This is a genomic window from Pseudoduganella buxea, assembly GCF_009720835.1.
Classification (GTDB): Bacteria; Pseudomonadota; Gammaproteobacteria; order Burkholderiales; family Burkholderiaceae_D; genus Rugamonas; species Rugamonas buxea.
Window position 1 is genome coordinate 1 of record NZ_WNKZ01000059.1, and the last position, 21575, is coordinate 21575.

21 protein-coding genes are annotated in these 21575 nt (G+C 68.2%); 15 read left to right on the forward strand and 6 right to left on the reverse strand.

The annotated features are described in order from the left end of the window. Positions 1-664 (forward strand): hypothetical protein (locus GM672_RS18420; protein ID WP_211517391.1); only part of this gene is annotated, 664 nt, incomplete at its 5' end. A 34-nt stretch (positions 665-698) separates the two neighbouring features. Here GM672_RS18420 and GM672_RS18425 read toward each other — a convergent pair. Then, positions 699-1949, reverse strand: a complete 1251-nt coding sequence (locus GM672_RS18425; RefSeq protein ID WP_155471999.1) for a PepSY-associated TM helix domain-containing protein — start codon at positions 1947-1949, stop codon at positions 699-701. Between the two features lie 119 nt (positions 1950-2068). Between GM672_RS18425 and GM672_RS18430 the strand changes: the two genes are divergently transcribed. From GM672_RS18430 to GM672_RS18450, 5 genes are all read left to right on the forward strand, one after another. Continuing rightward, complete coding sequence (locus tag GM672_RS18430; RefSeq protein ID WP_155472000.1) at positions 2069-4216, forward strand: TonB-dependent receptor; 2148 nt, start codon at positions 2069-2071, stop codon at positions 4214-4216. Between the two features lie 198 nt (positions 4217-4414). Continuing rightward, positions 4415-5095, forward strand: a complete 681-nt coding sequence (locus tag GM672_RS18435; protein ID WP_170300130.1) for a pentapeptide repeat-containing protein — start codon at positions 4415-4417, stop codon at positions 5093-5095. Beyond that, a complete protein-coding gene (locus GM672_RS18440) occupies positions 5092-6207 on the forward strand; it encodes a hypothetical protein (RefSeq protein ID WP_155472002.1) in 1116 nt (371 codons plus the stop codon). The genes GM672_RS18435 and GM672_RS18440 overlap by 4 nt, the downstream gene beginning before the upstream one ends. 179 nt (positions 6208-6386) lie before the next feature. After that, on the forward strand, positions 6387-6731 hold the full coding sequence (locus GM672_RS18445; RefSeq protein ID WP_229417806.1) for a DUF2384 domain-containing protein: 345 nt from the start codon (positions 6387-6389) through the stop codon (positions 6729-6731). Continuing rightward, on the forward strand, positions 6728-7240 hold the full coding sequence (locus GM672_RS18450; protein WP_155472004.1) for an RES family NAD+ phosphorylase: 513 nt from the start codon (positions 6728-6730) through the stop codon (positions 7238-7240). Before GM672_RS18445 ends, GM672_RS18450 begins: the two co-directional genes overlap by 4 nt. Before the next feature lie 19 nt (positions 7241-7259). Here GM672_RS18450 and GM672_RS18455 read toward each other — a convergent pair whose 3' ends face one another. The 3 genes from GM672_RS18455 to GM672_RS18465 all read right to left on the reverse strand — a co-directional run bounded on the left by GM672_RS18455 (position 7260) and on the right by GM672_RS18465 (position 10443). Continuing rightward, positions 7260-7991, reverse strand: coding sequence for an SDR family oxidoreductase (locus GM672_RS18455; protein ID WP_155472005.1), 732 nt, complete (start codon positions 7989-7991; stop codon positions 7260-7262). A gap of 48 nt (positions 7992-8039) precedes the next feature. Next, complete coding sequence (locus GM672_RS18460; protein ID WP_155472006.1) at positions 8040-9818, reverse strand: YbhB/YbcL family Raf kinase inhibitor-like protein; 1779 nt, start codon at positions 9816-9818, stop codon at positions 8040-8042. A 91-nt stretch (positions 9819-9909) separates the two neighbouring features. Then, entirely contained in the window at positions 9910-10443 is a 534-nt protein-coding gene (locus GM672_RS18465; RefSeq protein ID WP_170300131.1) for a chemotaxis protein CheD, read from the reverse strand. A 232-nt stretch (positions 10444-10675) separates the two neighbouring features. Between GM672_RS18465 and GM672_RS18470 the strand changes: the two genes are divergently transcribed. The 5 genes from GM672_RS18470 to GM672_RS18490 all read left to right on the forward strand — a co-directional run bounded on the left by GM672_RS18470 (position 10676) and on the right by GM672_RS18490 (position 15318). Then, positions 10676-12064, forward strand: coding sequence for a circularly permuted type 2 ATP-grasp protein (locus GM672_RS18470; RefSeq protein ID WP_155472028.1), 1389 nt, complete (start codon positions 10676-10678; stop codon positions 12062-12064). Positions 12065-12077: 13 nt separating this feature from the next. Further along, positions 12078-13034, forward strand: coding sequence for an alpha-E domain-containing protein (locus GM672_RS18475; protein WP_155472008.1), 957 nt, complete (start codon positions 12078-12080; stop codon positions 13032-13034). A 9-nt stretch (positions 13035-13043) separates the two neighbouring features. Then, positions 13044-13847 carry a transglutaminase family protein gene (locus GM672_RS18480; protein WP_155472009.1) on the forward strand — a complete coding sequence of 268 codons (804 nt, stop codon included), beginning with the start codon at positions 13044-13046 and terminating at the stop codon, positions 13845-13847. Positions 13848-13906: 59 nt separating this feature from the next. After that, on the forward strand, positions 13907-14749 hold the full coding sequence (locus tag GM672_RS18485) for a proteasome-type protease (RefSeq protein ID WP_155472010.1): 843 nt from the start codon (positions 13907-13909) through the stop codon (positions 14747-14749). Positions 14750-14838: 89 nt separating this feature from the next. Further along, on the forward strand, positions 14839-15318 hold the full coding sequence (locus GM672_RS18490; protein WP_155472011.1) for a hypothetical protein: 480 nt from the start codon (positions 14839-14841) through the stop codon (positions 15316-15318). 13 nt (positions 15319-15331) lie between these two features. Here the strand turns inward: GM672_RS18490 and GM672_RS28395 are convergent, their stop codons facing one another. Both GM672_RS28395 and GM672_RS18495 read right to left on the reverse strand, forming a co-directional pair. Further along, entirely contained in the window at positions 15332-15508 is a 177-nt protein-coding gene (locus GM672_RS28395) for a hypothetical protein (protein ID WP_170300132.1), read from the reverse strand. After that, complete coding sequence (locus tag GM672_RS18495; RefSeq protein WP_155472012.1) at positions 15505-16671, reverse strand: PepSY-associated TM helix domain-containing protein; 1167 nt, start codon at positions 16669-16671, stop codon at positions 15505-15507. The genes GM672_RS28395 and GM672_RS18495 overlap by 4 nt, the downstream gene beginning before the upstream one ends. 139 nt (positions 16672-16810) lie before the next feature. Here GM672_RS18495 and GM672_RS18500 point away from each other — a divergent pair, with 139 nt between their 5' ends. The 4 genes from GM672_RS18500 to GM672_RS18515 all read left to right on the forward strand — a co-directional run bounded on the left by GM672_RS18500 (position 16811) and on the right by GM672_RS18515 (position 21559). Next, positions 16811-18985, forward strand: a complete 2175-nt coding sequence (locus tag GM672_RS18500; protein ID WP_155472013.1) for a TonB-dependent receptor — start codon at positions 16811-16813, stop codon at positions 18983-18985. Between the two features lie 93 nt (positions 18986-19078). Further along, positions 19079-20371 (forward strand): alpha/beta hydrolase, encoded by a 1293-nt coding sequence (locus GM672_RS18505; RefSeq protein ID WP_155472014.1) that lies wholly within the window; start codon positions 19079-19081, stop codon positions 20369-20371. A gap of 12 nt (positions 20372-20383) precedes the next feature. After that, complete coding sequence (locus GM672_RS18510) at positions 20384-20779, forward strand: Hpt domain-containing protein (RefSeq protein WP_155472015.1); 396 nt, start codon at positions 20384-20386, stop codon at positions 20777-20779. 324 nt (positions 20780-21103) lie between these two features. Then, positions 21104-21559 carry an SEL1-like repeat protein gene (locus GM672_RS18515; protein WP_188916087.1) on the forward strand — a complete coding sequence of 152 codons (456 nt, stop codon included), beginning with the start codon at positions 21104-21106 and terminating at the stop codon, positions 21557-21559. Positions 21560-21575 lie beyond the last annotated feature (16 nt).

The following is a 21575-nucleotide window of genomic DNA, read 5'->3' on the forward strand; positions in this document are numbered from 1 at the left end:
GGCATGCCCAGCTGGCCTGCGGGCGGGTGCCGGCCGCCGCCCGCGACGGGACCGGGCGATGAACGACGGCCTGGCCCTGCCGACCGGCCTGATCCTGGCGGCGTTGTCGATGGTGGCCGTCATGCTCGCGCCCGGCCCCACCAACACGCTGCTGATGCGCGCCGGGGGCCGGCTGGGCCCGCGGCGCGCCTTGCCCCATGTTGCCGCTGCCTGGCTGGCCGGCTGCCTTGCCATCGGCACGTGGTGCACCGCGCTGGGCCTGGCCGCGACGTTGCTGCCGTGGATTACGGCTGTGGCCCGTGCCGCGGCGGCCGGCTACGTGATCTGGATGGCAGCGCGGCTGTGGCGGGAAACGGCGACGCCGGGCGCCGAACCCGACCGGCACGGCGCCGGGGCCCTGTGGCCCGCCGCCCTGGTCGATCCCGCGGCCCTGTTCTGCGCCGCCATCGTGTTTCCGCCGCTGGGCACGCCGGCCCCCGCCATACTGCTGAGCTACCTGCTGTTTTCGCTGGTGGCGCTGCCGATCGGCGCCGGCTGGGTGCTGCTGGGTGCGACGATACCCCGCTGGCAGGATGCGCTGCCGGCCCGGCCCGTGGCGCGACGGCTCGCATCGGTGGGCCTGCTGATGTTCTCCGGCTCGCTATACGTGTCGACACTGCACTGAGCCGGATCGTGCCGTGCCGGCAGGCCCGCCGGGCTCACCCACTCGAGACGGCCTGCCGCTCGGCCAGCGCCGGCACGGCCGCGGCGGGCCGCAACCCAGCCACGCCCTGCGCCTTCTCCCTTGCCTTGACCTTCGTCTTCACACTGCGCCGACCCAGCCACAGCACCAGCCCCGTCACCATGAAGGCCAGCGGCGTCAGGCCGGCCACGGTGACGATGACGCGTCCGGGCGTGCCGAAGGCTTCGCCCGTGTGCAGCGGAAACTGCCAGTTCAGGAAGGTGTCGCCGCCCGGCGCCGTCAAGGGGTCGCGCACGCGCAGCAACCGGCCCGAATAGGCGTCGACGGTGATACGGGTGCTGCCGTCGCCCTGGCGCACTTCGCCCGGCTGGCGCATGCGGATCTCATACGGGCTCTTCTTGTCCGCCGGCAGCGCCACGCGGGAAATGCGGCCGGCCGGGTTGACGGCCTGGGCCGCGGCGACGGCCGCGACGACGCCGATCGGTTCGGTGCCGCCGGCGGTGTTCTTCAGTTTGTCCAGCGGCGTTACCGATGCCACCGTGGCGACGACGGGCCGGACCCAGTCCGGCAGGTTGAAGTACATGCCGGAAAATCCCAGCATCAGCAGCACGGGCGCGACAACCATGCCGGCACTGCGGTGGAAGCTGAAGTGGAACTTCAGGCTGCGCCAATGCCCGCCGATGGCGAAGGACTTGACCAGGGCCGCCCACGTGGCCTTCGGCCACCACAGGGCCACGCCGAGGGCGCCGATCAGGAACAGGGCCAGGCCCGCCAGGCCCATGACGACCTTGCCCACTTCGCCGGCGAACAGGTAGCGGTGCACGTGGAACAAGGTCGACATCAACAGGGGCCGCGTCAGGCCGAAGCGGCCGTAATCGCGTTCGCCCAGCACGGCCAACGTGACGGGATCGACCATCACCTGGCGCGTCACGGGAATCGCCAGGGCGCTTTTGTCGGCCTTCGGTGCGCGGTAGCTGGCCACGACGACGCCCCCGGCGTGCCGCGGCAGCTGTAACTGGCTGGGCTTGCCGTAGCGCGGGTCCACCACCAGCCGCTCCAGCACGCGCTGGGCCATGATGCCGGGCGCTGCGGGCGCGGCGGCGGGCTGCGCCACCCGCAGCAAGCTGGGGTTGAGCGCCTCGTCCAGTTCGTCGACCCAGGCCAGCGGCATGCCCGTCAGGCCGGCGACGACCAGCAGCAGGCCGAACACCAGCGACAGGTAGAGGTGGAGTTTGCGCAGCAGCTTGCGGGTCGGGCCGGTCACCATGGGATCGATCGCCTGGAGAGCTAGGGAAAGGGCGGATTTTACCCGATTGCCAATGCAAATGATAATAGTTATCATTCGTGGCTGCACTTTTGCCAGCGACCTTGATCCGGAGACCCGTAATGACCCACCGCCTTCCCCTCGTCCGCGCCGGCGCCGCCGCCGTCGCCACCGCCTGCCTGCTGTGGGGGCATGCGGCGCTGGCCCAGCACGAGACAGGGGAGAACGCGCGGGACATCGAGGAAGTCATCGTCACGGCCACGCGCACGGCCAAGGCGGTGGACCGGATTCCCGGCGCCGTCTCCGTCATATCCCAGCGCGAACTGGAAGCGCAGTACCTGGTGGCGGACGATCCGTCGGCCGCGCTGGCCACGTATATCCCCGGCTACGCACCGAGCCGGCAGAAGATGTCGGCGGCGGGCGAATCGATGCGCGGGCGCACCACGCTGATCCTGATGGACGGCGTGCCCCAGTCGAACCCGCTGCGCGCGGGCATGCGCGAAGGCTATTTCGCCGACACGGCCATCATCGAGCGCATCGAAGTGATCAACGGCGCCTCGGCCATCCAGGGCATGGGCGCCACGGGCGGCATCGTCAACTACATCACGAAGACACCGAAGGCGGAAGGCACCCACGTCACCGTCAACGCCCGCCTGGCCTCGCAGCTGCGGCACGACAATGTCGACTGGAAGACGGGCGTGACGGTGGCGCACAAGTCCGGCGCCTTCGACCTGCTGGCCTATGCCAGCGCGCAGCAGCGCGGCATGGCCTACGACGGCAAGGGCCGCCTGCTGGGCATGGATGCCGTGCAGGGCGACACGATGGACGCGGGCGGCAGCGACCTGTTCGTCAAGCTGGGCCGTAATGTCGGCGACCAGCGCCTGCAACTGACCGTCAACCGCTTCCAGTTCGAAGGCGACGGCGACTACCGCACCGTGCCCGCCAACTTTGCCGCCGGGATCCCGACCTCGTCCACCGAAGGCACGCCGCCCGGCATGGCGCCCCGCAACGACGTCAAGACGGCCAGCCTGGACTACCGCCACGCCGACCTGCTGGGCGGCGCCCTGACGGCCCAGGTGTTCAGCCAGGATTTCTCGTCACTGTTCGGCGCCACCAACACGGCCACGTTCCAGGACATCCGCTACGCGCCCATCGGCACCTTCTATGACCAGTCGGAAATCAAAGCCGACAAGCACGGCGCCAAGCTGACCTATGTGCGTCCGGACCTGCTGCTGCGCGGCGTCGAGGCCACCGTCGGCATCGACTACCTGCGCGACCGCAGCCGCCAGCAGCTGGCCGGCACGGGCCGCACGTGGGTGCCGACCCTGGACTTCACGTCGACGGCGCCGTTCCTGCAGCTGGAATACGAACGGGGCCCCATCACCGTGCGCGGCGGCATGCGCCGCGAATCGGCCGACCTGCGCGTGGACACGTACACGACGCTCGCCGCCTACGGCAGCCGCCTCGTGCAGGGTGGTGAGCGCTCGTTCTCCAAGGCCGTCAAGAATGTCGGCGCCGTGTGGCGCTTCGCGCCGCAGTGGTCCGCCTTCGTCTCCAGCGCGGAAGGCTTCGGCCTGCCGGACGTGGGCCTCGTGCTGCGCGGCGTGAACCGCCCGAACCAGTCCGTGGCCAGCCTGTTCAGCCTGGAGCCGGTGGTGACGCGCAATAACGAGGTCGGCGTCAACTGGCGCGGCGCACTGGGCCACGTGGGCGCCTCGGCCTACGACTCGCGCTCGAAACTGGGCACGGTGCTGCGCATCAACGCCCAGGGCAACGGCGTGCTGGACCGCGTGCCGACGACGGTGCGGGGCTGGGAAATCGTGGGCGAGCTGCGCGCGAGCAAGGTGCTGTCGGCCTTCGGCAGCTACGCCAGCACGCGCGGCAAGACGGCCGCCACGGCCGGCGCGCCGATGGACCTGGCGCTGGGCGCCCGTTCGCAGGCACCGGACAAGCTGGTACTGGGCGCCAACTGGCAAGTCGCGGCGGGCACGCAACTGCGGCTGCAGGCCACGCGCCTGGAAGACCGCGACATCAACGTCGGCCGCACGGTCGGCACGTCGAACCTGGAAGAACATTTCCGCGGCTACACGCTGGCCGACGTGGCGGCCACCTTCGACACCCGCTTCGGCAAGGTCGGCCTGGCAGTGGAGAACCTGACGGACCGCCAGTACATCGGCTACTACCCGCAGTCGGCCAACTACAAGGAAGCGGCGTCCTACTTCGCCGGGCGCGGACGGACCCTGTCGGCCAGCGTGTCGCGGACGTTCTGACGGGTTGCTGCGCGATTGCAAGCAGCTTACTGCAGAGTTGTTATTGCGCCGCCTCAAGGATGGGCATGTTTTGACCCGTGCCCCCCTTAACCAGGCTTAACAATAAGCTCATAATTGCGGCAGGCATTCCCACTTCCCGCGAGGCCCGCCATGCAACCGTCCGCTTGTTCTCCATCCACTCTCCCGACCGCCGAGCAAGTGCTGCGCTGGGCCCGCCAACCGGGCGGCCTGGCCGGGCGCAAGCTGGCCGGCACGAACCTGCGCGGCATCGACCTGCGCGGCGTCGACCTGACCGGCGCGGACCTGTCCCATGCCGACTGCTCCGGCGCCCGCTTCGACGGCGCCTGCCTGGACGGCAGCCTGGCCGACGGCTGCCGCTTCGCCGGGGCCAGCCTGGCCGATGCATCGGCCTGTCGCGCCAGCTGGACGGGTGCCGACCTCAGCGACGCCAACCTGTCCCGATTCCAGGCCACCGGCATCGACCTGACCCGCGCCGTGCTGGACCGCAGCAAGGCCAGCGGCATGGTATTGCGCGACGCTCGTGCCGACCACAGCCGCTGGCGCGGCGCCCGCTGGGAGGATGTCGTCACCTGCGGCGCCAGTTTCGTCAATGCCGACTTTCGCCAGTGCCGCCTGACGGGCTGCGCCTTCGACGGCGCCCGGCTGGACCGCGCCACCTTCCGGCACAGCTGCCTGCGGGCGGCCAGCCTGCGCGACAGCAGCATGCGCGGCGCCGACTTCACCGAGGCCTCCTGCCACCGACTCGATTTCGCGGGTGCCGACACGGCGGGCGCCACCTTTGCGGGCAGCACCGGCGGCGGCGGCGCGCGCGGCGTCCAGCGTCCCGTGCTGACCTTGCTGCAGGGTGGCCGCGCATGAAAAACCTGCTGTGCGCCTTGTCCCTGCTGGCCTTGCTGACGGTCCCGCTGGCCCAGGCCCAGACGGCTGTCACGGCCACGCCCCTGAACCCCGCCGCGACGCCCGTGCCGGCCCCGGCCAGCCCGGCCGCCACGAAGGCCCAGGGCGCGATGGCCTGCCCCACGCCGCAGCAATACGGCGCCGTCGCCGTCACGGGGGTGCGCGCCTATGCGCCGCACGAGGCGGGCCAGGAGATGCACGAGGTGTCGCTGCGCGACGGCATCGTCGTCACTGTCAACGACATCACCACCCTGCTGGCGCGCGAGCAGTGCTCGCCCCGGCAGAAAAAGATCGTGCTGTTCCTGGACGGCCGGCCGCTGGCCGACATCCGCCCTTACCCGCCCAGCAATCCCGTCGCCAATACCCTCAATTTCGTGCTGAACCGCACCGAGACGTCGCGCGAGGTGTGGACCCACCTGCTGGGCAAGCCCGAGTGGGGCCCGCGCACGATGCCCGTCAGCGTCGGCATCGAGGACGAGCACCCCATCACGTCGCGCTTTTCCATCGCCATGCGCGTCATCCCGCCGGGCTGGTTCGCCGCCTGGACCAGCCTGTTCGCCGTGCTGGCCGTCTCCTTCCTGCTGCTGGCGCGCCGCAGCGACGTGCTGCGCGACCCGGGCCCGGCGCCCGCCCCCGGCGCCCGCAAGCCCTACAGCCTGGCGCGCACCCAGGGCGCCGTGTGGTTCGGCCTGATCCTGGCCGGCTACCTGTTCATCGGCATGATCACGGGCGACTACGCCACCACCATCACGCCCACGGTGCTGGGCCTGATGGGCATCAGCGCCGGCACGGTGATCGGCTCTTCGCTGATCGACCAGCCGCCGGGCGTGCCCATCGTCCCCAACCCCGCCATCAGCCGGGGCTGGCTGGCGGACATCCTCAGCGACAGCCACGGCGTCAACTTCCACCGCTTCCAGATGGCCTCGTGGACCCTCGTGCTGGGCATCGTCTTCATCCAGCAGGTCTACCGCAACCTGGCCATGCCGGACTTCGACGTCACCCTGCTGGGGCTGATGGGGATCAGCTCGGGCACGTATCTGGGATTGAAGAGTACGTCCGAGAACCGGCGCTGACCACCTGGCCGGTACGCCGCGCCAGCCGGCGAGCGGGGTACGACGTGCTTGAACGGGCCCGGAAATAATGCAATAATAGTGCATATAAAGTGCACAGAGGAGTCGAGATGATCGCTGCAGAATTGGCCGTCCCAGCCGGCGAAGCGGTTCCCGTTTTCAATCGAAACTTTGACGTCTTCATGGCTTTCCTGAATGCCGATACCAGCCCGTCGATTTCGCCGAAGCGATTCGGACTGGTCTTCAGGCTCGATATGCAGACCCTGGCGGCGCAAGCCCACGTGCACAGGAACACCGTCCGGCTGGCACCCGACTCGGAGGCCATCCAGTCGCATTTGCGTGACGCCGTGCGCGTGCTGCGCGCCGCCACCGATATTTGCGGCAGCATCGAAAAGGCCATCTACTGGTTCAAGAACCATCCCCTGCCCACGTTCGACTACAAGACACCGCAGACGCTGGTCTCGGAAAAACGCACGGAAGCCCTCATCCGGTATATCCAGTCGCTGCAGGCCGGTTATACGGGATGATCCTCACCCTCCTCGATACGATTGCCTACCGGGTGCACCAGCCGAAATGGTCCTTTGCGCCCATTTCGGGTGCCGGCGCCGGCACCCATGGCGGGCGCGCCAACCGGCCGGGCGTCAATGCCCTTTACCTGTCCCTGGCGCTGGAAACCGCCCTCGCCGAATACCGGCAGCTCGATGCGCTGCTGCCGCCGGGCCTGATGGTGAGCTATCAACTCAATATCGACGCCATCGTGGACTTCCGCGGCGGCTTCACGGGCGACTGGGACGCCCTGTGGCAGGACTTTTACTGCGACTGGCGCAATCTGCACTTCAACCAGGGCATCGAACCGCCATCCTGGGTCATCGGCGACCAGGTGATCGCCGCCGGCGCCAAGGGCATCCTGTTCAATTCCGCCATCACGGGCGGCGCCAACCTCGTCATCTATACGGACACGCTGAGCGGCGCCGATACCCTTGCCGTCCACGACCCGGGCGGCGACCTGCCGAAGAACCAGTCGTCCTGGTTATAGCGGCCGCCAGCGGTTCGGTTTACACCTGCCGCAAATCCGCCACCGCCCGCTCGCCGAAGCGCGCCGACAGCGCATACGCCACCAGCTGCGTGCCGGCGTGGTCCGCGTCGGCCAGCGCGCCTTCCTCCTTCAGCGCGACGAAGCGCCCGATCGACGGGAAGTCGGCCGCATCCACCGTGCGGATGTGGGCCTGCATGGCCGTGTCGATGACGCCCGGTGCCACGCTGGCGATGCGCAGGTGCGGCAGCGCGTCCAGTGCCACGGCCTGGGCATGCATGTCCAGCGCGGCCTTGCCGGCGCAATAGGCGCTCCAGCCGGCGTAGGCCTGGCGGCCGGCGCCGCTGGAGACGTGCAGGATGCGCCGGTCCGGGCAGGCAGCCGTGGCCGCCACGAAGGCATCGGCCAGCATCAGGGCCGCCGTCACGTTGATGCCGATGGCCTGGGCCAGCGCGGCGCCGCCCTGGCCGCCGGGCGGACCGATGGGCGTCACCACCCCGGCGTTGTTGATCAACAGTGCCTGCGTGGCGCCTTGCAGGAACGCGCGCAGGCCGCCCAGGTCGAGCCACTGGCCCAGCGCCCCGCTGTCTGCCAGGTCGATGCGGGCTTCCTGCAGGCCTTCCGGGTAAGCCTGTTCCAGTTCCGGATTGCCGGCGCGGGCGATGCCCAGCACGGTGGCGCCTTCGGCCAGCAGCGCCCGCGCGATGCCGGCGCCAAGGCCGCGACTGTGGCCCGTCACGATAGCCTTGATCATGGTGTTCTCCCTGTCAAAAGCGCATCGTAGCACCGGCGCGGCAAACGCTTATTTTGGCGGCTTCACCTTCTGGGCGAACTTGCCGACGATGGTGCCCTGGGCCAGCACGTGGCCCTTCATCGCCGCCACCAGCTGCTCGCGGTCGGCGCCGAACGGCAGGTCCAGCTTCGTGTCCAGCGCGAAGACCTGGAAGTGGTAGCGGTGGGCCGGGTCGCCCACGGGCGGCTTCGGTCCGTACCAGCCGGTCGAGCCGCGCGTGTTGCGGCCCTGCAGCACACCATCGGGCTCCGTCAGGCGCGGCTGTTCCTGCACGCCTTCGGGGAGCATCGTCACACTGGCGGGGATATTCCACGCCAGCCAGTGCACGAAGGGCTGATACGGCTTCGCGTCCGGGTCCTCGACGACGATGGCATACGACTGCGCGCCCGGCACGGACTGCCACGACAGCGGCGGCGACACGCCGTCGGCGTATTCGCTGTACTTGTCGGCCAGGGTGGCGCCGTCGCGGAAGGCGCTGGAGTTGACAGCCACGCGGGCGCGTACGGGCAGGCGCTGCGCCGCCAGCGGCACGCCGTTGCCCGCGTTGGCCTGGGCCTGCATCGGGCCGGCCGGTGCGGGCTGGCTTGGGCCCTTGCCGGCGTCTTTCCCCGTGTACGCGATGCGATACAGCACGCCATTGGCATCGTCCGCCATCAGAAGCGCGCCGTCTCTTGCGACGGCCAGGCCCACGGGCCGGGCGATATGGGTACGTCCGCCGTCCGTCAGGAAGCCCGTGACGAAGGGTTCGATGGCGCGGGGCTGGCCGTCGGCGAAGCGCACCCGCACGATTTCGTAGCCGGAGGCCGTGCTGCGGTTCCAGGAGCCGCGCATCGTGGCGAAGGCGTCGCCGTCGTAGTCGGCCGGGAAGGCGCCATGGCGGTAGAACACCAGCTGCATCGGCGCCGCGTGCGCCGTATAGCCCAGGGTCATCGGCGTGCTGCGGTCGCGCCATGCTTCCTTCGTGATCTCGCCCACGGGCGTGCTTTGCGGGTAGATGTCGCCCTTGCCGTACACGTGCGGCCAGCCGTATTGCTTGCCCAGCTCGATCTTGTTCAGTTCCTCCGGCTGGATGTCGTCGCCGAGGAAATCGATGCCATGGTCGAAGCCCCACAGTTCGCCCGTGCGGGGGTGCCAGTCGATGCCGATGGTGTTTCTCAGGCCCGTGGCGAAGATGGTGCGCTGCTTGCCGTCCGGGCTGGCGCGCAGCACGGTGGCGTTTTCCGGGTTGCTTTCATTGCAGGTATTGCAGGTGGAACCGGCCGTGATATACAGCATGCCGTCCGGGCCGAAGGCCAGGGTGCGGTTCGGGTGCTGGCCCGAGTCGGGCAGGTCGCCGATGATCAGTTTCAGCGGTCCCAGGCGGCCGTCGCCGCCGATGTCGGCCACGAAGACTTCCTTGACGGTGGCGAGGTAGAGCTTGTTGTCGCGGATCGCCAGGCCGTGGGCGCCGGCGCGGCTGGCCACGGTGACGGGCGGACCGTCGGCCTTGCCGTCGCCGTTTTTGTCCTGCAGCAGCAGCACGTCACCCTGGTCGCGGCGACTGACATAGATGTCGCCGTTCGGGGCGACGGCGACGATGCGGGCGTTCTTCAGGCCCGTGGCGAAGGCCGTCACGGCAAAACCGTCCGGCGCCTTCAGGGCGGCGATGCGTTCGGGCGTGGCCTCGACCTTGGCCGGTTTCCACACGGCGGCGGCAATGGCCACGCGGGTGCCGTCGCCCTGCTGCGCGAAGGCGGCGCCGGCCAGCGCCAGCGTGATGGCGGCGCCGAGGATTTTCTTGTTGTGCATGGCAGGTCCTGTTGGGAAGTTGGGACCCACAGGCTGCCATGGCGTTCCCGACACGACCGTTGGCCCACGCACATTGCGCGCGCGGATGTTGTCAGCGCACGTCGCCGACCCGGTTGCCGACATCGCAGATGTCGAAGCCCATGTCCTTGCAGCGCAAGGTGATGCGGCAGCCCTGCTTGCCGCCCAGGCGCTGGTGGATGACGCGCAGGCCCAGCGCGTTGACGCTGCGCTCCAGCGCGGCGATATTGCGCGCGCCCACCGTGACGGGCAGCTGCGCCTTGCCGAACAGGCTGGCGCCGCCGGCCGCCACCACTTCCAGCTCCGCATAATCGCCAGGACGGGCGCCCAGGGCCCGCAGCATGGCGGGAATGGCGGTACTGACATAGCGGGCGCCACCGTTCTGCTCGTTCGGCGGGGCCTCGCCCAGCAGGCAGTGGGCCAGCGCGCAGCGGCCCTTGCGGCGCCAGATCAAGCCGATGCCGACGCAGGAACCCAGCAGCGAGGTCAGGACGGCATTGCCCGTGGCGACCTCGAATTCGCCGGCCCACACGTGACGCGGCGCTTCCGGCCCCGGAAGGGGCGGCGACGCGGCATGGGCGGAAAACGAATTGGTGGAGAGCGGCATGAATGACCCAAAGGTAAGCACTACAGGTTGGTAGCCGGACGTTGGTTGGGTCAGCACGGGAATGATGCATGGATTGCGCCGCACTGTAAAGAAATATTGCCGAGTAGAACCACTAACCGGCTCGCGGCGCACAGTTTTCGCGCGCTCCTGCTCAACAGTGCGACACCGATGGCACGTTATTTGCATAATTGCATCATCCCTGGAAGGAGCACACGTGCAGTTCTATAACGAAATGGCGGGCGACGGCGGCGTCCGCGAGCATTACCGCGAGTTTTCCGCCTGGCTGGCCCAGCAGACGCCGGACGCCATCGAGCGCAAGCGCATGGAGGCGGACCTGACCTTCCGCCGGGTCGGAATCACGTTCGCCGTCTACGGCGACCATGCCGGCACCGAGCGGCTGATTCCGTTCGACATGATCCCCCGCATCATTCCCGCCGCCGAGTGGGCCCTGCTGCAGCGCGGCCTGGTGCAGCGGGTGCGGGCGCTGAACATGTTCATCGACGACGTCTACCACGAGCAGCACATCATTCGTGCCGGCATCATCCCGGCCGAGCAGATCTACCGCAATGCCCAGTACCGCCCCGAGATGCAGGGCATCCAGGTGGCTTCGGACATCTATGCCCACGTGGCCGGCATCGATATCGTGCGGGCAGGCGCCGGCGAATTCTATGTGCTGGAAGACAATCTGCGGGTGCCGTCCGGCGTGTCCTATATGCTGGAAGACCGCAAGATGATGATGCGGCTGCACCCGGAGCTGTTTGCCAGCCACCAGATCGCGCCCGTCGAGCATTACCCTGACATGTTGCTGGACAACCTGCGCTCGGTGGCGCCGACGGGCGTGATGGACCCCACCGTCGTCGTCATGACGCCGGGCATGTACAACTCGGCCTATTTCGAGCACGCCTTCCTGGCACAGCAGATGGGCGTCGAACTGGTCGAGGGCAAGGACCTGTTCGTCAGCAATGGCGCCGTCTTCATGCGCACGACGCGCGGCCCGAAGAAGGTGGACGTGATCTACCGCCGCCTGGACGACGATTTCCTCGACCCGCTGGCCTTCCGCGCCGATTCCGCGCTGGGCGTGCCGGGCCTGCTGTCCGTGTACCGGGCCGGGCGCGTCACCCTGGCCAATGCCATCGGCACGGGCGTGGCGGACGACAAGTCGATCTACCCTTATGTGCCGGACATCATCCGCTTCTACCTGTCCGAGGAACCGGTACTGAACAATGTGCCGACATACCAGTGCAGGAAGCCCGACGAGCTGTCCTACACCCTGGCCAACCTGGCCGACCTGGTGGTGAAGGAAGTGCACGGCGCCGGCGGCTACGGCATGCTGGTGGGCCCGGCGTCCACCGCCGAGCAGATCGAGGCCTTCCGCGCCCGCCTGCTGGCCCATCCGGAGGGCTATATCGCCCAGCCCACCCTGGCCCTGTCGCACTGCCCCACCTTCGTCGAAAGCGGCGTGGCGCCGCGCCATATCGACCTGCGCCCGTTCGTCCTGTCCGGCAAGACCATCTCGATGGTACCGGGCGGGCTGACGCGGGTGGCCCTGCAGGAGGGCTCGCTGGTGGTCAACTCCTCGCAGGGCGGCGGCACCAAGGATACGTGGGTGCTGGAATCATGATGAAGGAACTATTATGCTGAGCCGTACCGCCGACCACCTGTTCTGGATGGCCCGCTACACCGAACGCGCCGAGAACACGGCGCGCATGCTGGACGTGAACGTGCAGACCGCCCTGCTGCCGCAGTCGCCGGACGCCGCCGCCCGCGCCTGGCGCGCCATGCTGGGCATTTCCGAGCTGCAGGAAGCCTATGACGCCAAACACGACACCGTAACGGCCAAGGACGTCATCGACTTCATGGTGTGCGACCCGTCGAACCCGTCCTCGATCACGGCCTGCCTGACCGAGGCGCGCGAGAACGCCCGCGCCGTGCGCGGCACGCTGACCACGGAAGTGTGGGAAGTGCAGAACCAGACCTTCCTCGACCTGCGCCGGCGCCTGCATGGCGGCCAGTTGCGCAAGGACCCCAGCCAGTTCTTCGAGTGGGTCAAGTACCGCTCGCACCTGTCGCGCGGCGTCACCCTGGGCACGATGCTGCAGGACGAAACCGTCAACTTCATCCGGCTGGGCACCTTCCTGGAGCGGGCCGACAACACGGCGCGCATCCTGGACGTAAAATTCCATGGCGCCGACGGGGACGGCGACAACGCCGCCGGACCGGACCTGCGGCGTGATTTCTACTTCTGGGCGGCGCTGCTGCGCTCCGTGTCCGGCTTCGAGATCTACCGCAAGGTGTACCGCGACGTCATCACGCCCGAGCGCGTGGCCGAACTGCTGATGCTGCGCCCCGACATGCCCCGTTCGCTGCTGGCCTGCATGGACGAGGTGGTGGAGAACCTGCGCGCGGTGCGCAACGACGTGTCGGGCGAGACGGAGCGGCTGGCCGGCAAACTGCATGCGGACCTGCAGTTCGCCCGCATCGGCGACATCCTGGAACGGGGCCTGCATGACACCCTGACCGAATTCCTGGCCCGCATCTATGAACTGGGCAACCGGGTCAGCCGCGACTTCCTCGTGCCGCTGGCCGCCTGAAAGACCACCATGCACCTGTCGATCCGCCACGAAACGCAATACCGCTATACCGCCACGCTGGGCTACACGATCCAGCAGCTGCACCTGACGCCCCGGGGCGAGCCCCAGCAGCACGTGCTGCAATGGCAGCTGAACGCGCCCGGCCACCTGCATGCCTACACGGATGCCTACGGCAACCTGTCGCACATGCTGACCCTGGACAAGCCGCACGAGGAGCTCGTCATCGTCGCCGAAGGGGTGGTCGAGACGGCCACGCCGGCGCACGGCCGGATTGCCGTGCGCGACACACTGTCGCCGCTGGTGTACACGGTGGCGACCCGGCTGACGATGCCGACCGAGAATATCCGCGCGCTGGCAGCAAGCTGTCTGCCGGGCCGTCAGGCCGGCACGCGCGATCTGATGAAGCTGGCCGAGCACATATTCGGTGCGGTGACGTATCAAACCGGTGCGACGGCCGTGACGACGACGGCCACGGACGCCCTGGCCCAGGGCAGCGGCGTGTGCCAGGATCATGCCCATATCTTCCTGGCCTGCTGCCATGCGGTGGGCATTCCGGCCCGTTATGTGTCCGGCTATATCGATCCGGGCAATACCAACCACGCCGCCAGCCACGCCTGGGTCGATGCGTGGGCCCAGGACGACGGTTTCGCCGGCTGGGTCAGCATCGATGTCACGCACGCGCGCCTGATGACGGACGCCTACTGCCGCATCGCCATCGGGCGCGACTACGAGGCGGCCGCGCCGATCCGCGGCATGCGCAGTGGCGGCGGCGACGAAATCATGACGGTGGACGTACAAATCGTTCCCCAGTGAAACGCACCGGCAACTTCCCGACTTATAATCCCCCTTCCCATAACTGAACCTTACGCCCGATGACTTATTGTGTTGGCATGCGCCTCGACCAGGGGCTGGTATTTCTGTCCGATTCGCGCACGAATGCCGGTGTGGACCAGATCGGCACCTTCCGCAAGCTGAACGTGTTCGAGAACCCGGGCGACCGGGTCATGGTGATGATGACGGCGGGGAACCTGTCGATCTCGCAGTCCGTGCGCGAGCTGGTCGGCGAGTTCGTCGGCGTCGCCGGCTACACCATCTGGACCGCGCCGAACATGTACGAAGCCACGCGCGTGCTGGGCGAGGCCGTGCGCTACGTGCACGAACGGGAGGCCAAGGCGCTGGCCGACTTCGGCATCGACTTCAACCAGGCCATCATCTTCGGCGGCCAGATCGGCGCCGAGCGCTGCCGGCTGTTCCAGATCTACTCGGCCGGCAATTTCATCGAGTCGCACGCGGAGAACACCTATTTCCAGATCGGCGAGTCGAAATACGGCAAACCCATCCTCGACAGGGTCATCACCCGCGCCACCACCCTCGACGAAGCGGCCAAGTGTGCACTCATTTCGATGGATTCGACCCTGCGCTCGAATATCTCCGTCGGCCTGCCGCTGGACATGCTGGTGTACGAGACGGGCAGCCTGGCCGTGACCCGCTTCGTCACCATCGACGAGCGCAATCAGTACTTCCAGATGCTGCGCACGACGTGGAGCGAGCAGTTGAAGGGCATTTTCGAAGGCATCGAGGCGCCGGCCTGGCAAAGCATGCCGGGCAACCAGCACGAACCGGTGCGCATGCCGCTGCCGCTGACGGTGACGCCGAACGCGCCGCCGGCGCCGCTGCAGTCGGTGGCGCAGCAGTTTGCGAATCATCAGCAATAGCGGCCGGCAGCAGCACGGCGCCAGGCTGGATTTCAGGCCGCGATTGACTATGCTTGAAGCAGGACCCAAGCCAATGGAGAGTCGCCGCCATGAACCACCCGATGCCCCCTCCCGAGGCCGGCCAGGACGGCCAGGACGGGCCCAGCGCCCGTGCCACCTTCCTGAAGATCCTGCGCGACAAGCGCCAGGCGGTGGACCGGCTCAATGCCCGGCTGTACCGGCGCGGTAACTTCCTGACCCTGCTGACGGTGATCGCCAGCGCGCTCGCCACCGTGCTGACGGCCGCGCCGGCCATTGGCGGCGCCCGGCTGACCCAGGCGCTGGGCTCGGCGGGGCCGGACAGCCCCAGCTGGCGCATCCTGTGCGGCCTGGCGGCGATCTGCTCGGGCCTGGCCGCGATCGCCACCAACCTGCACCGCCACTACGACATTTCGGCCCGGCTGGCCAGGACCGAGGCCAGCGCGGCCCGGCTCGAGGCACTCGACGTGCAGGTCGACCTGGGCGCCTGCCCCGTGCCCGACGCGCTCGGCCAGTACCAGAAGATCCTGGCAGACACGCCGCACCTGTAACGGCACCTATCGCCTATTGTCCCTGCTTGCGCAGCCCGTGCCACGCGCCCAGCGCCACGGGAATCCCCAGGGCCAGGGCGGAAACATAATCGAGCAGGCCGTCGCCCAGCAGCGCGGCGACCAGGCCGATCACCGTCAGGATGCCGAGCAGGACGGGCACGCCCCACAGGCGCATGAAGGCGGGGCTCATTTGACCTCCCCGTGGGCCATCGCGGGCACCAAGGCCCCGTCCGCCACTGTTTCGTCCTTGCCGGCCCGGGCCGGGACCGTGACGCCCCGCTTCAACCACAGGTACAGGCCGCTGCCCAGCACGATGATGGTGGCGATATCCAGGGCCGCCCACAGGAACTTCATCAGCTGGCCGCCGTAGTCGCCGAAGTGGAGCGGCTGCGATACCAGCAATGCCGTCAGGTACCACGGCAGCTCGCGGCTGTCCGTGACCTGCGCCGTCTGGGCGTCGATCAGCACGGGTTTGTACAGGCGCGACGTCAGCGGCGTGACGCCGTTCATGAACACACCGTAGTGGTGCTCGCTCGTGTACGGCGTGCCTGGGAAGGCGATGAAGCCGATCTTCATCGTCGGTTCCAGTGCCTTGGCATTCGCGACGGCCTGCTGCACGGAACCGAAGGCGGCCAGCGGCGGCGCGTTCTTGTACGGCGCGACCATGTCGGCCATTTCCGTGGCCTGCCAGTACTTGAGCATCAGGTCGGCCCAGGTATTGATCATGCCGGTGGCACCGACGACGAAGGCCCACGTCAACGTGACGATGCCCAGCAGGTTGTGCAGGTCCAGCCACTTGGTGCGGGGCGTGCGGGCCCGGCGCACGGTGCCGAAGTCCAGCTTGCGCATGAATGGGGCGTACAGCACGACCCCGGAGACGATGGCCACCAGCAACAGCAGGCCCATCAGTCCAAGGAAGAGCTTGCCCCACAGTCCGGCGTACAGGTCCACGTGTAGGTGGAACATGACGGACATGAAGCTGCCTTCGAACTGGGGCGTGGGCAGCACTTCGGCCGTGCGGGCATCGACCGCCGTGGCCTTGTAGTTTTCGTCCGTGCCGTGGTCGCCCAGCGTCAGGTTCCAGATCGTGTCATCGTCCGGCTCCTGCGACATGTACATCATCTGCTTGCCCGGATACAGGGCCTTGGCGGCGGCGATGACCTGGTCCAGGTCGGCCTTCGGCGTATCGGCGGGCATGGCCTTCGATTCGACCTCGGTGCCCAGCAGGTGGCCGATTTCGTGGTGATAGATCAGCGGCAGCCCGGTGATGCACAGCAGCAGCATGAAGACGGTGCAGACCAGGCTGCTCCATTTGTGGACCCAGGCCCAGCGGCGGATAGTGACGGGAGTCATGGCGATAGGGATCGAGGGAAAAGAAGACGAAATAAGAGACCAATCGGGATGATAATGCAAATTATTCTCATTTACCAGCCGGATCGGTAACGATATAATCGCGCTGTCACCTTTCCCCACGCCAGCACTGCTGATCAAAATGATTACTCGCCAGCCAACCCTTCGCCCCACCGCCCTTGCCGCCCTGCTCGTCGCCAGCGGCGCGGCCGCCGCCCAGGCCACTGTCGCCGGGCAGCCTGTTGCCACCGTCGTCATCAGCGCCTCGGCCGACGCGTCGGCCGAAGGGTTGACGCGCGTCTACTCGGGCGGCCAGGTGGCCCGGGGCGGCCGGCTGGGCCTGCTGGGCAATGTCGACGTGATGGACACGCCGTTCAACGCCATCAGCTACACCCAGCAGCTGATCCAGGACCAGCAGGCCCAAGGTGTGGCCGACGTGCTGCAGAACGATCCGTCCGTCAGAGTCGCGCGGGGCTTCGGCAATTTCCAGGAGCTGTACGTGATCCGCGGCTTTGCCGTCAATTCGGACGACCTGGCCTATAACGGCCTGTACGGCCTGCTGCCGCGCCAGTTCGTCGCCGCCGAGCTGCTGGAACGGGTCGAAGTGTTCCGCGGCGCGAATGCCTTCCTGAACGGCGCGGCGCCGGGCGGCGGCGGCATCGGCGGCTCGATCAACCTGGTGCCGAAGCGGGCCGGCAATGCCGACCTGACAGCCGTCACGGCCGGCATCGAAACGGGTGGCCAGAAGGTGGGCGCCGTCGATATCGGCCGCCGCTTCGGGCCCGACAACCGTGCCGGCATCCGCGTCAACGCCGTGCGGCGCGATGGCGGCACGGCCATCGACGGCGAATCGCGCGAACTGGGCGTGGCCGCCGTCGGCCTGGACTGGAACGGCGGCAACTACCGGCTGTCGGCCGACCTCGGCTGGCAGGACCAGGAACTGACGGCGCCCCGCCCTTCCGTCGCCCTGGCGGCCGGCATCGCCGTGCCCCGCGCTCCCGCCGCGGACGGCAGCTTCGCCCAATCATGGACCTATTCGAAGGAGCGCGACCAGTTCGGCACCGTGCGCGGCGAACTGGACCTGGCCAAGGACACGGTGGCCTGGGCCGCCTTCGGCGCCCGCTCCGGCAAGGAATCGAATGTGCTGACGACAACGACGGCCACGGGCGCCGATGGCGCGGCCGGCATGTACCGCTTCGACAACGCACGCGAAGACACGGTACGCACGGGCGAGATCGGCGTGCGCACGAAGCTGCGCACGGGCGCCGTCGGCCACAGCCTGTCGGCCACGGCCAGCGGTTTCGGCAGCGAGTCGCGCAATGCCTATGCGATGGGCGACTTCGTCAGCACGATCGCAACGAACCTGTACGCGCCGCGCGACGTCGCGGCGCCGGCGGCCAACTTCTTCACGGGCGGGCGGCTGGATGCGCCTGTGACCACCAGCAAGACCATTCTCTCCAGCTACGCCGTCGCCGACACGGTGGCCCTGGCGGGCGAACGGGTGCTGGTGACGGTGGGCCTGCGCCACCAGCGCATCAAGGATTTCAGCTACAACTACACGACGGGCGTGGAGGAATCGCGCTACGACGAGAGCCGCAACACGCCCGTGGCCGCCATCGTCGTCAAGCCCGTCAAGGGTCTGTCGCTGTACGCCAACTATATCGAGGGCCTGCAGAAGGGCCAGGGCGCGGCCGGCGCGGTGGACAATATCGGCCAGACCTTCGCGCCCACCGTCTCGCGCCAGAAGGAAGTCGGCGCCAAATACGATGCCGGCACGGTGGGCTTCACGGCCGCCGTCTTCACAACCAGCCAGCCGCAGGCCACCGTCGTCGACCGGGTGTTCGGCCTGAACGGCGAGCAGCGCAACCGGGGCGTGGAGTTGTCCGTGTTCGGCCAGCCGCTGCGGGGCCTGCGCCTGCTGGGCGGCATGACCTTCCTCGACGCCGAACAGCGCCGCACGCAGGGCGGCCTGACCGACGGCAACGACGTTATCGGCGTGCCGCGCCACCAGGCCAACCTGGGCGCGGACTGGGATGTGCCGGGCGTGGCGGGCCTGGCACTGACGGGCCGCGTCAACTACACGGCCAGCCAGTTCGCCGACGCGGCCAACCGGCAGCAGGTGCCGTCGTGGACCCGCACCGACCTGGGCGCGCGCTACATCACGCGCGTGGGCGAACGCACCCTGACCTTGCGGGCCCGCCTGGACAACGCGTTCGGGCGCGACCACTGGGCGTCCGCCGGCGGCTATCCCGGCCAGGGCTACCTGGTGCTGGGCGCGCCGCGCACCTTTGTCGTGTCGGGCACGCTTGAGTTCTGACTGGACTTAGCCCACGGGCTGTGGTGAGATAGCGGGAACTGAGTGCAAACTGCGGGTCCTGCCGCAGGTCTTCTCCCACTGGAGCCAAGATCCATGGATGTCATCACTTCCGCAGTGACCGCGGCCATCGCCGAGGGCAGTACCAGTGCCGCCTACCACATGCTGCGTTCGCGCCTGGCGGCCAAGGCGGCGGCCGTCGAGGAAGCCATCCTCGACCTGGAGGAAGATCCCGGTTCGCTGTCGCGCCAGTTCGCTCTGTCCGATGCGCTGGCGGCGGCCGGCCTGGCGGGCGACCGCTACCTGCGCGCCGCCGCCCGCAACCTGCTCGACGAAGTGGAGCGGCGCCAGGGCGTGGCACCGGGCGCGGCGCCGCTGGCCACCCACGAAAGCATCCAGGCGCCGAACTATGCCGTCATGCAGGTGTTCTTCGCCACCGACCGCCAGCAGACGGGCGACCGCCATCCGGCCCGCCAGTTCGGCGGCGCGCGCGGGCCCATCGCCTACGGCAGCTGCGAAGTGAGCATTCCGCGCGAACACCGGATGGGCGAGATGGAGTCGCCGTCGCTGCTGCGCCTGCAGTTTCGCCCCGATCCCAACCGCCACGTGGTACTGCTGCGCACGGAGCTGGCCGGGCGCGAGCAGTTCTTCCCCGCGTTGTCCCAGGCGATTGCCGCCAGTGCCGGGAAAAGTGCCCTGCTGTTCGTGCACGGCTACCGCGTCAGTTTCGAGGATGCGGCCCGGCGCACGGGCCAGATGGCGTACGACCTGGCCTTTGCCGGCGTGCCCATGTTCTACAGCTGGCCGTCGCAGGGCCGCCTGTCCGGCTACATGGTCGATGAAACCAATATCGAGTGGACACAGTCCAAGCTGACAGAGTTCCTGATCGACTTCCTGGAAGGCACCGAGGCCGAACATGTCTACCTGCTGGGGCACAGCATGGGCAACCGCGCCTTGACCCGCGCCGCCGCGGCCGTGATCGCGGGACGGCCGGACCTGCTGGGCCGGCTGCGCGAGATCATCCTGACGGCGCCGGACATCGACGCCGACGTGTTCCGCCGCGATATCGTGCCGGCCCTCGGCGCGGCACAAACGCCGGTGACGCTGTATGCGTCGTCGAACGACGAGGCGCTGCGCATGTCGCAGCGGGTGCACGGCCATCCCCGCGCCGGCGACAGTGGCGACGGCCTGGTAGTGGCGCCCGGCCTGGAGACGATAGACGCCAGCCGGGTCGATACCAGCTTCATCGGGCACTCCTACTACGGCCAGGGCCGTTCGACCCTGGGCGACCTGTACTACCTGATCAACCAGCACCTGCGCGCGGACGGGCGCTTCGGCCTGCATCCGGTCGACAGCCCGGCCGGCAGGTACTGGACATTCAACGAATGACGGGAGGTCACCATGGCCTATGCAAGCGCGCATGACGAAATGATTTTCTGTGTCGACGACCTGGTCGAGGCACTGGGCAACGACGACCGCGCCGTCGGCAAGGTGGTACGCCTGGTGCGCAACTGCATCGGCACGGGCATCGAACCGCTGAACCGGGCGGGCGAGGCCGTGCAGCAGGGCCGCTTCATGGAAGCGCGCCGCATCGTGCACCAGTTGCGCGACGCCATCAGCGAACTGGGGGCGCGGCGTTTCGTCGGCGCCTGCCTGGGGCTGGAACTGGCCCTGGCCGAGGGCAAGGTACTGGAAATTCCCCTGCTGTTTACGGCTGCCGAAACGGAGCTGCGCCTCGTCATGGAGCATGCCGGCGCGTGGCTGGACCAGCATGCGGGCCGCCACGCCGCCCGCTGAGCGAGGTCGGCAGTACTAACGAATGGTTACAAATGTTACGGGGCCGCGCCGCTTTCACCTGTGTTGAGTCAATTTCAACATGATAAGATCAGCATGTCCTGCTGATGTCCTCCGGTCCGACGCGACCGTGCGACCTCGCGCTGACAAACCCTTTACAATGCGGCCGGCTACAAAGGCTGAGCTGGCGCTGGCGTCCGCCGACGATGTGCGGCGCGGTCCTGGGACTCGTTCCGGCAATTGTTTGGGCGCTCGTCCTGCCAAGCTGGACTGTACACACCCCTATCAACCGCGTCATGCAGGTTTGAATGAGGCAAGAAGAAGAATATGGAATTATTTAACAAGTCCGGCGCGTTCATCGCGTCCGTACTCGTCATGGTGGGGACGCTGATCGCCTGTCAGGCCAAGGAGAACGACGTCCCGCCCGCCCCCGTCATCGAAGCCGTCGCCCACAAGCTGGGCCAGCATGGGGGTGCCGCCGCCGAACGCCGCCTGCGCGAGTGGGCCGACCAAGGCTCCATTGTCGCCAAGCGCGAATTGGGCATGATCTACCGGAGCAAGCAGACCCGCCCCCAGGATGCGATTCGCCTGTTCGAGGAAGCGGCCCGGGCTGGCGACGCCGAGTCGGCCTTCCAGCTGGCCGAGCTCTACCGCAAAGACCGGGCCAACGCCGCCGCCACCTTGTACCGCCAGGCGGCCGAGCACAGCCATCCGCGCGCCGCTATACGCCTGGCCTCGCTGCGCGACGGCCACCAGGACGGCCCGCCAGCGGCCCTGAAGTAGTTCCCGATGCCGGGCC

Bases quoted from the DNA above. Each gene is read 5' to 3' on its own strand.
- GM672_RS18505 (WP_155472014.1), top strand. From the start codon at position 19,079: ATGGATGTCATCACTTCCGCAGTGACCGCGGCCATCGCCGAGGGCAGT.
- GM672_RS18460 (WP_155472006.1), bottom strand. From the start codon at position 9,818: ATGCACAACAAGAAAATCCTCGGCGCCGCCATCACGCTGGCGCTGGCC.
- GM672_RS18470 (WP_155472028.1), top strand. From the start codon at position 10,676: ATGGCGGGCGACGGCGGCGTCCGCGAGCATTACCGCGAGTTTTCCGCC.
- GM672_RS18485 (WP_155472010.1), top strand. From the start codon at position 13,907: ATGACTTATTGTGTTGGCATGCGCCTCGACCAGGGGCTGGTATTTCTG.
- GM672_RS18430 (WP_155472000.1), top strand. From the start codon at position 2,069: ATGACCCACCGCCTTCCCCTCGTCCGCGCCGGCGCCGCCGCCGTCGCC.
- GM672_RS18455 (WP_155472005.1), bottom strand. From the start codon at position 7,991: ATGATCAAGGCTATCGTGACGGGCCACAGTCGCGGCCTTGGCGCCGGC.
- GM672_RS18495 (WP_155472012.1), bottom strand. From the start codon at position 16,671: ATGACTCCCGTCACTATCCGCCGCTGGGCCTGGGTCCACAAATGGAGC.
- GM672_RS18445 (WP_229417806.1), top strand. From the start codon at position 6,387: ATGGCTTTCCTGAATGCCGATACCAGCCCGTCGATTTCGCCGAAGCGA.
- GM672_RS28395 (WP_170300132.1), bottom strand. From the start codon at position 15,508: ATGAGCCCCGCCTTCATGCGCCTGTGGGGCGTGCCCGTCCTGCTCGGC.
- GM672_RS18475 (WP_155472008.1), top strand. From the start codon at position 12,078: ATGCTGAGCCGTACCGCCGACCACCTGTTCTGGATGGCCCGCTACACC.
- GM672_RS18490 (WP_155472011.1), top strand. From the start codon at position 14,839: ATGAACCACCCGATGCCCCCTCCCGAGGCCGGCCAGGACGGCCAGGAC.
- GM672_RS18440 (WP_155472002.1), top strand. From the start codon at position 5,092: ATGAAAAACCTGCTGTGCGCCTTGTCCCTGCTGGCCTTGCTGACGGTC.
- GM672_RS18465 (WP_170300131.1), bottom strand. From the start codon at position 10,443: ATGCCGCTCTCCACCAATTCGTTTTCCGCCCATGCCGCGTCGCCGCCC.
- GM672_RS18480 (WP_155472009.1), top strand. From the start codon at position 13,044: ATGCACCTGTCGATCCGCCACGAAACGCAATACCGCTATACCGCCACG.
- GM672_RS18515 (WP_188916087.1), top strand. From the start codon at position 21,104: ATGGAATTATTTAACAAGTCCGGCGCGTTCATCGCGTCCGTACTCGTC.
- GM672_RS18450 (WP_155472004.1), top strand. From the start codon at position 6,728: ATGATCCTCACCCTCCTCGATACGATTGCCTACCGGGTGCACCAGCCG.
- GM672_RS18425 (WP_155471999.1), bottom strand. From the start codon at position 1,949: ATGGTGACCGGCCCGACCCGCAAGCTGCTGCGCAAACTCCACCTCTAC.
- GM672_RS18510 (WP_155472015.1), top strand. From the start codon at position 20,384: ATGGCCTATGCAAGCGCGCATGACGAAATGATTTTCTGTGTCGACGAC.
- GM672_RS18500 (WP_155472013.1), top strand. From the start codon at position 16,811: ATGATTACTCGCCAGCCAACCCTTCGCCCCACCGCCCTTGCCGCCCTG.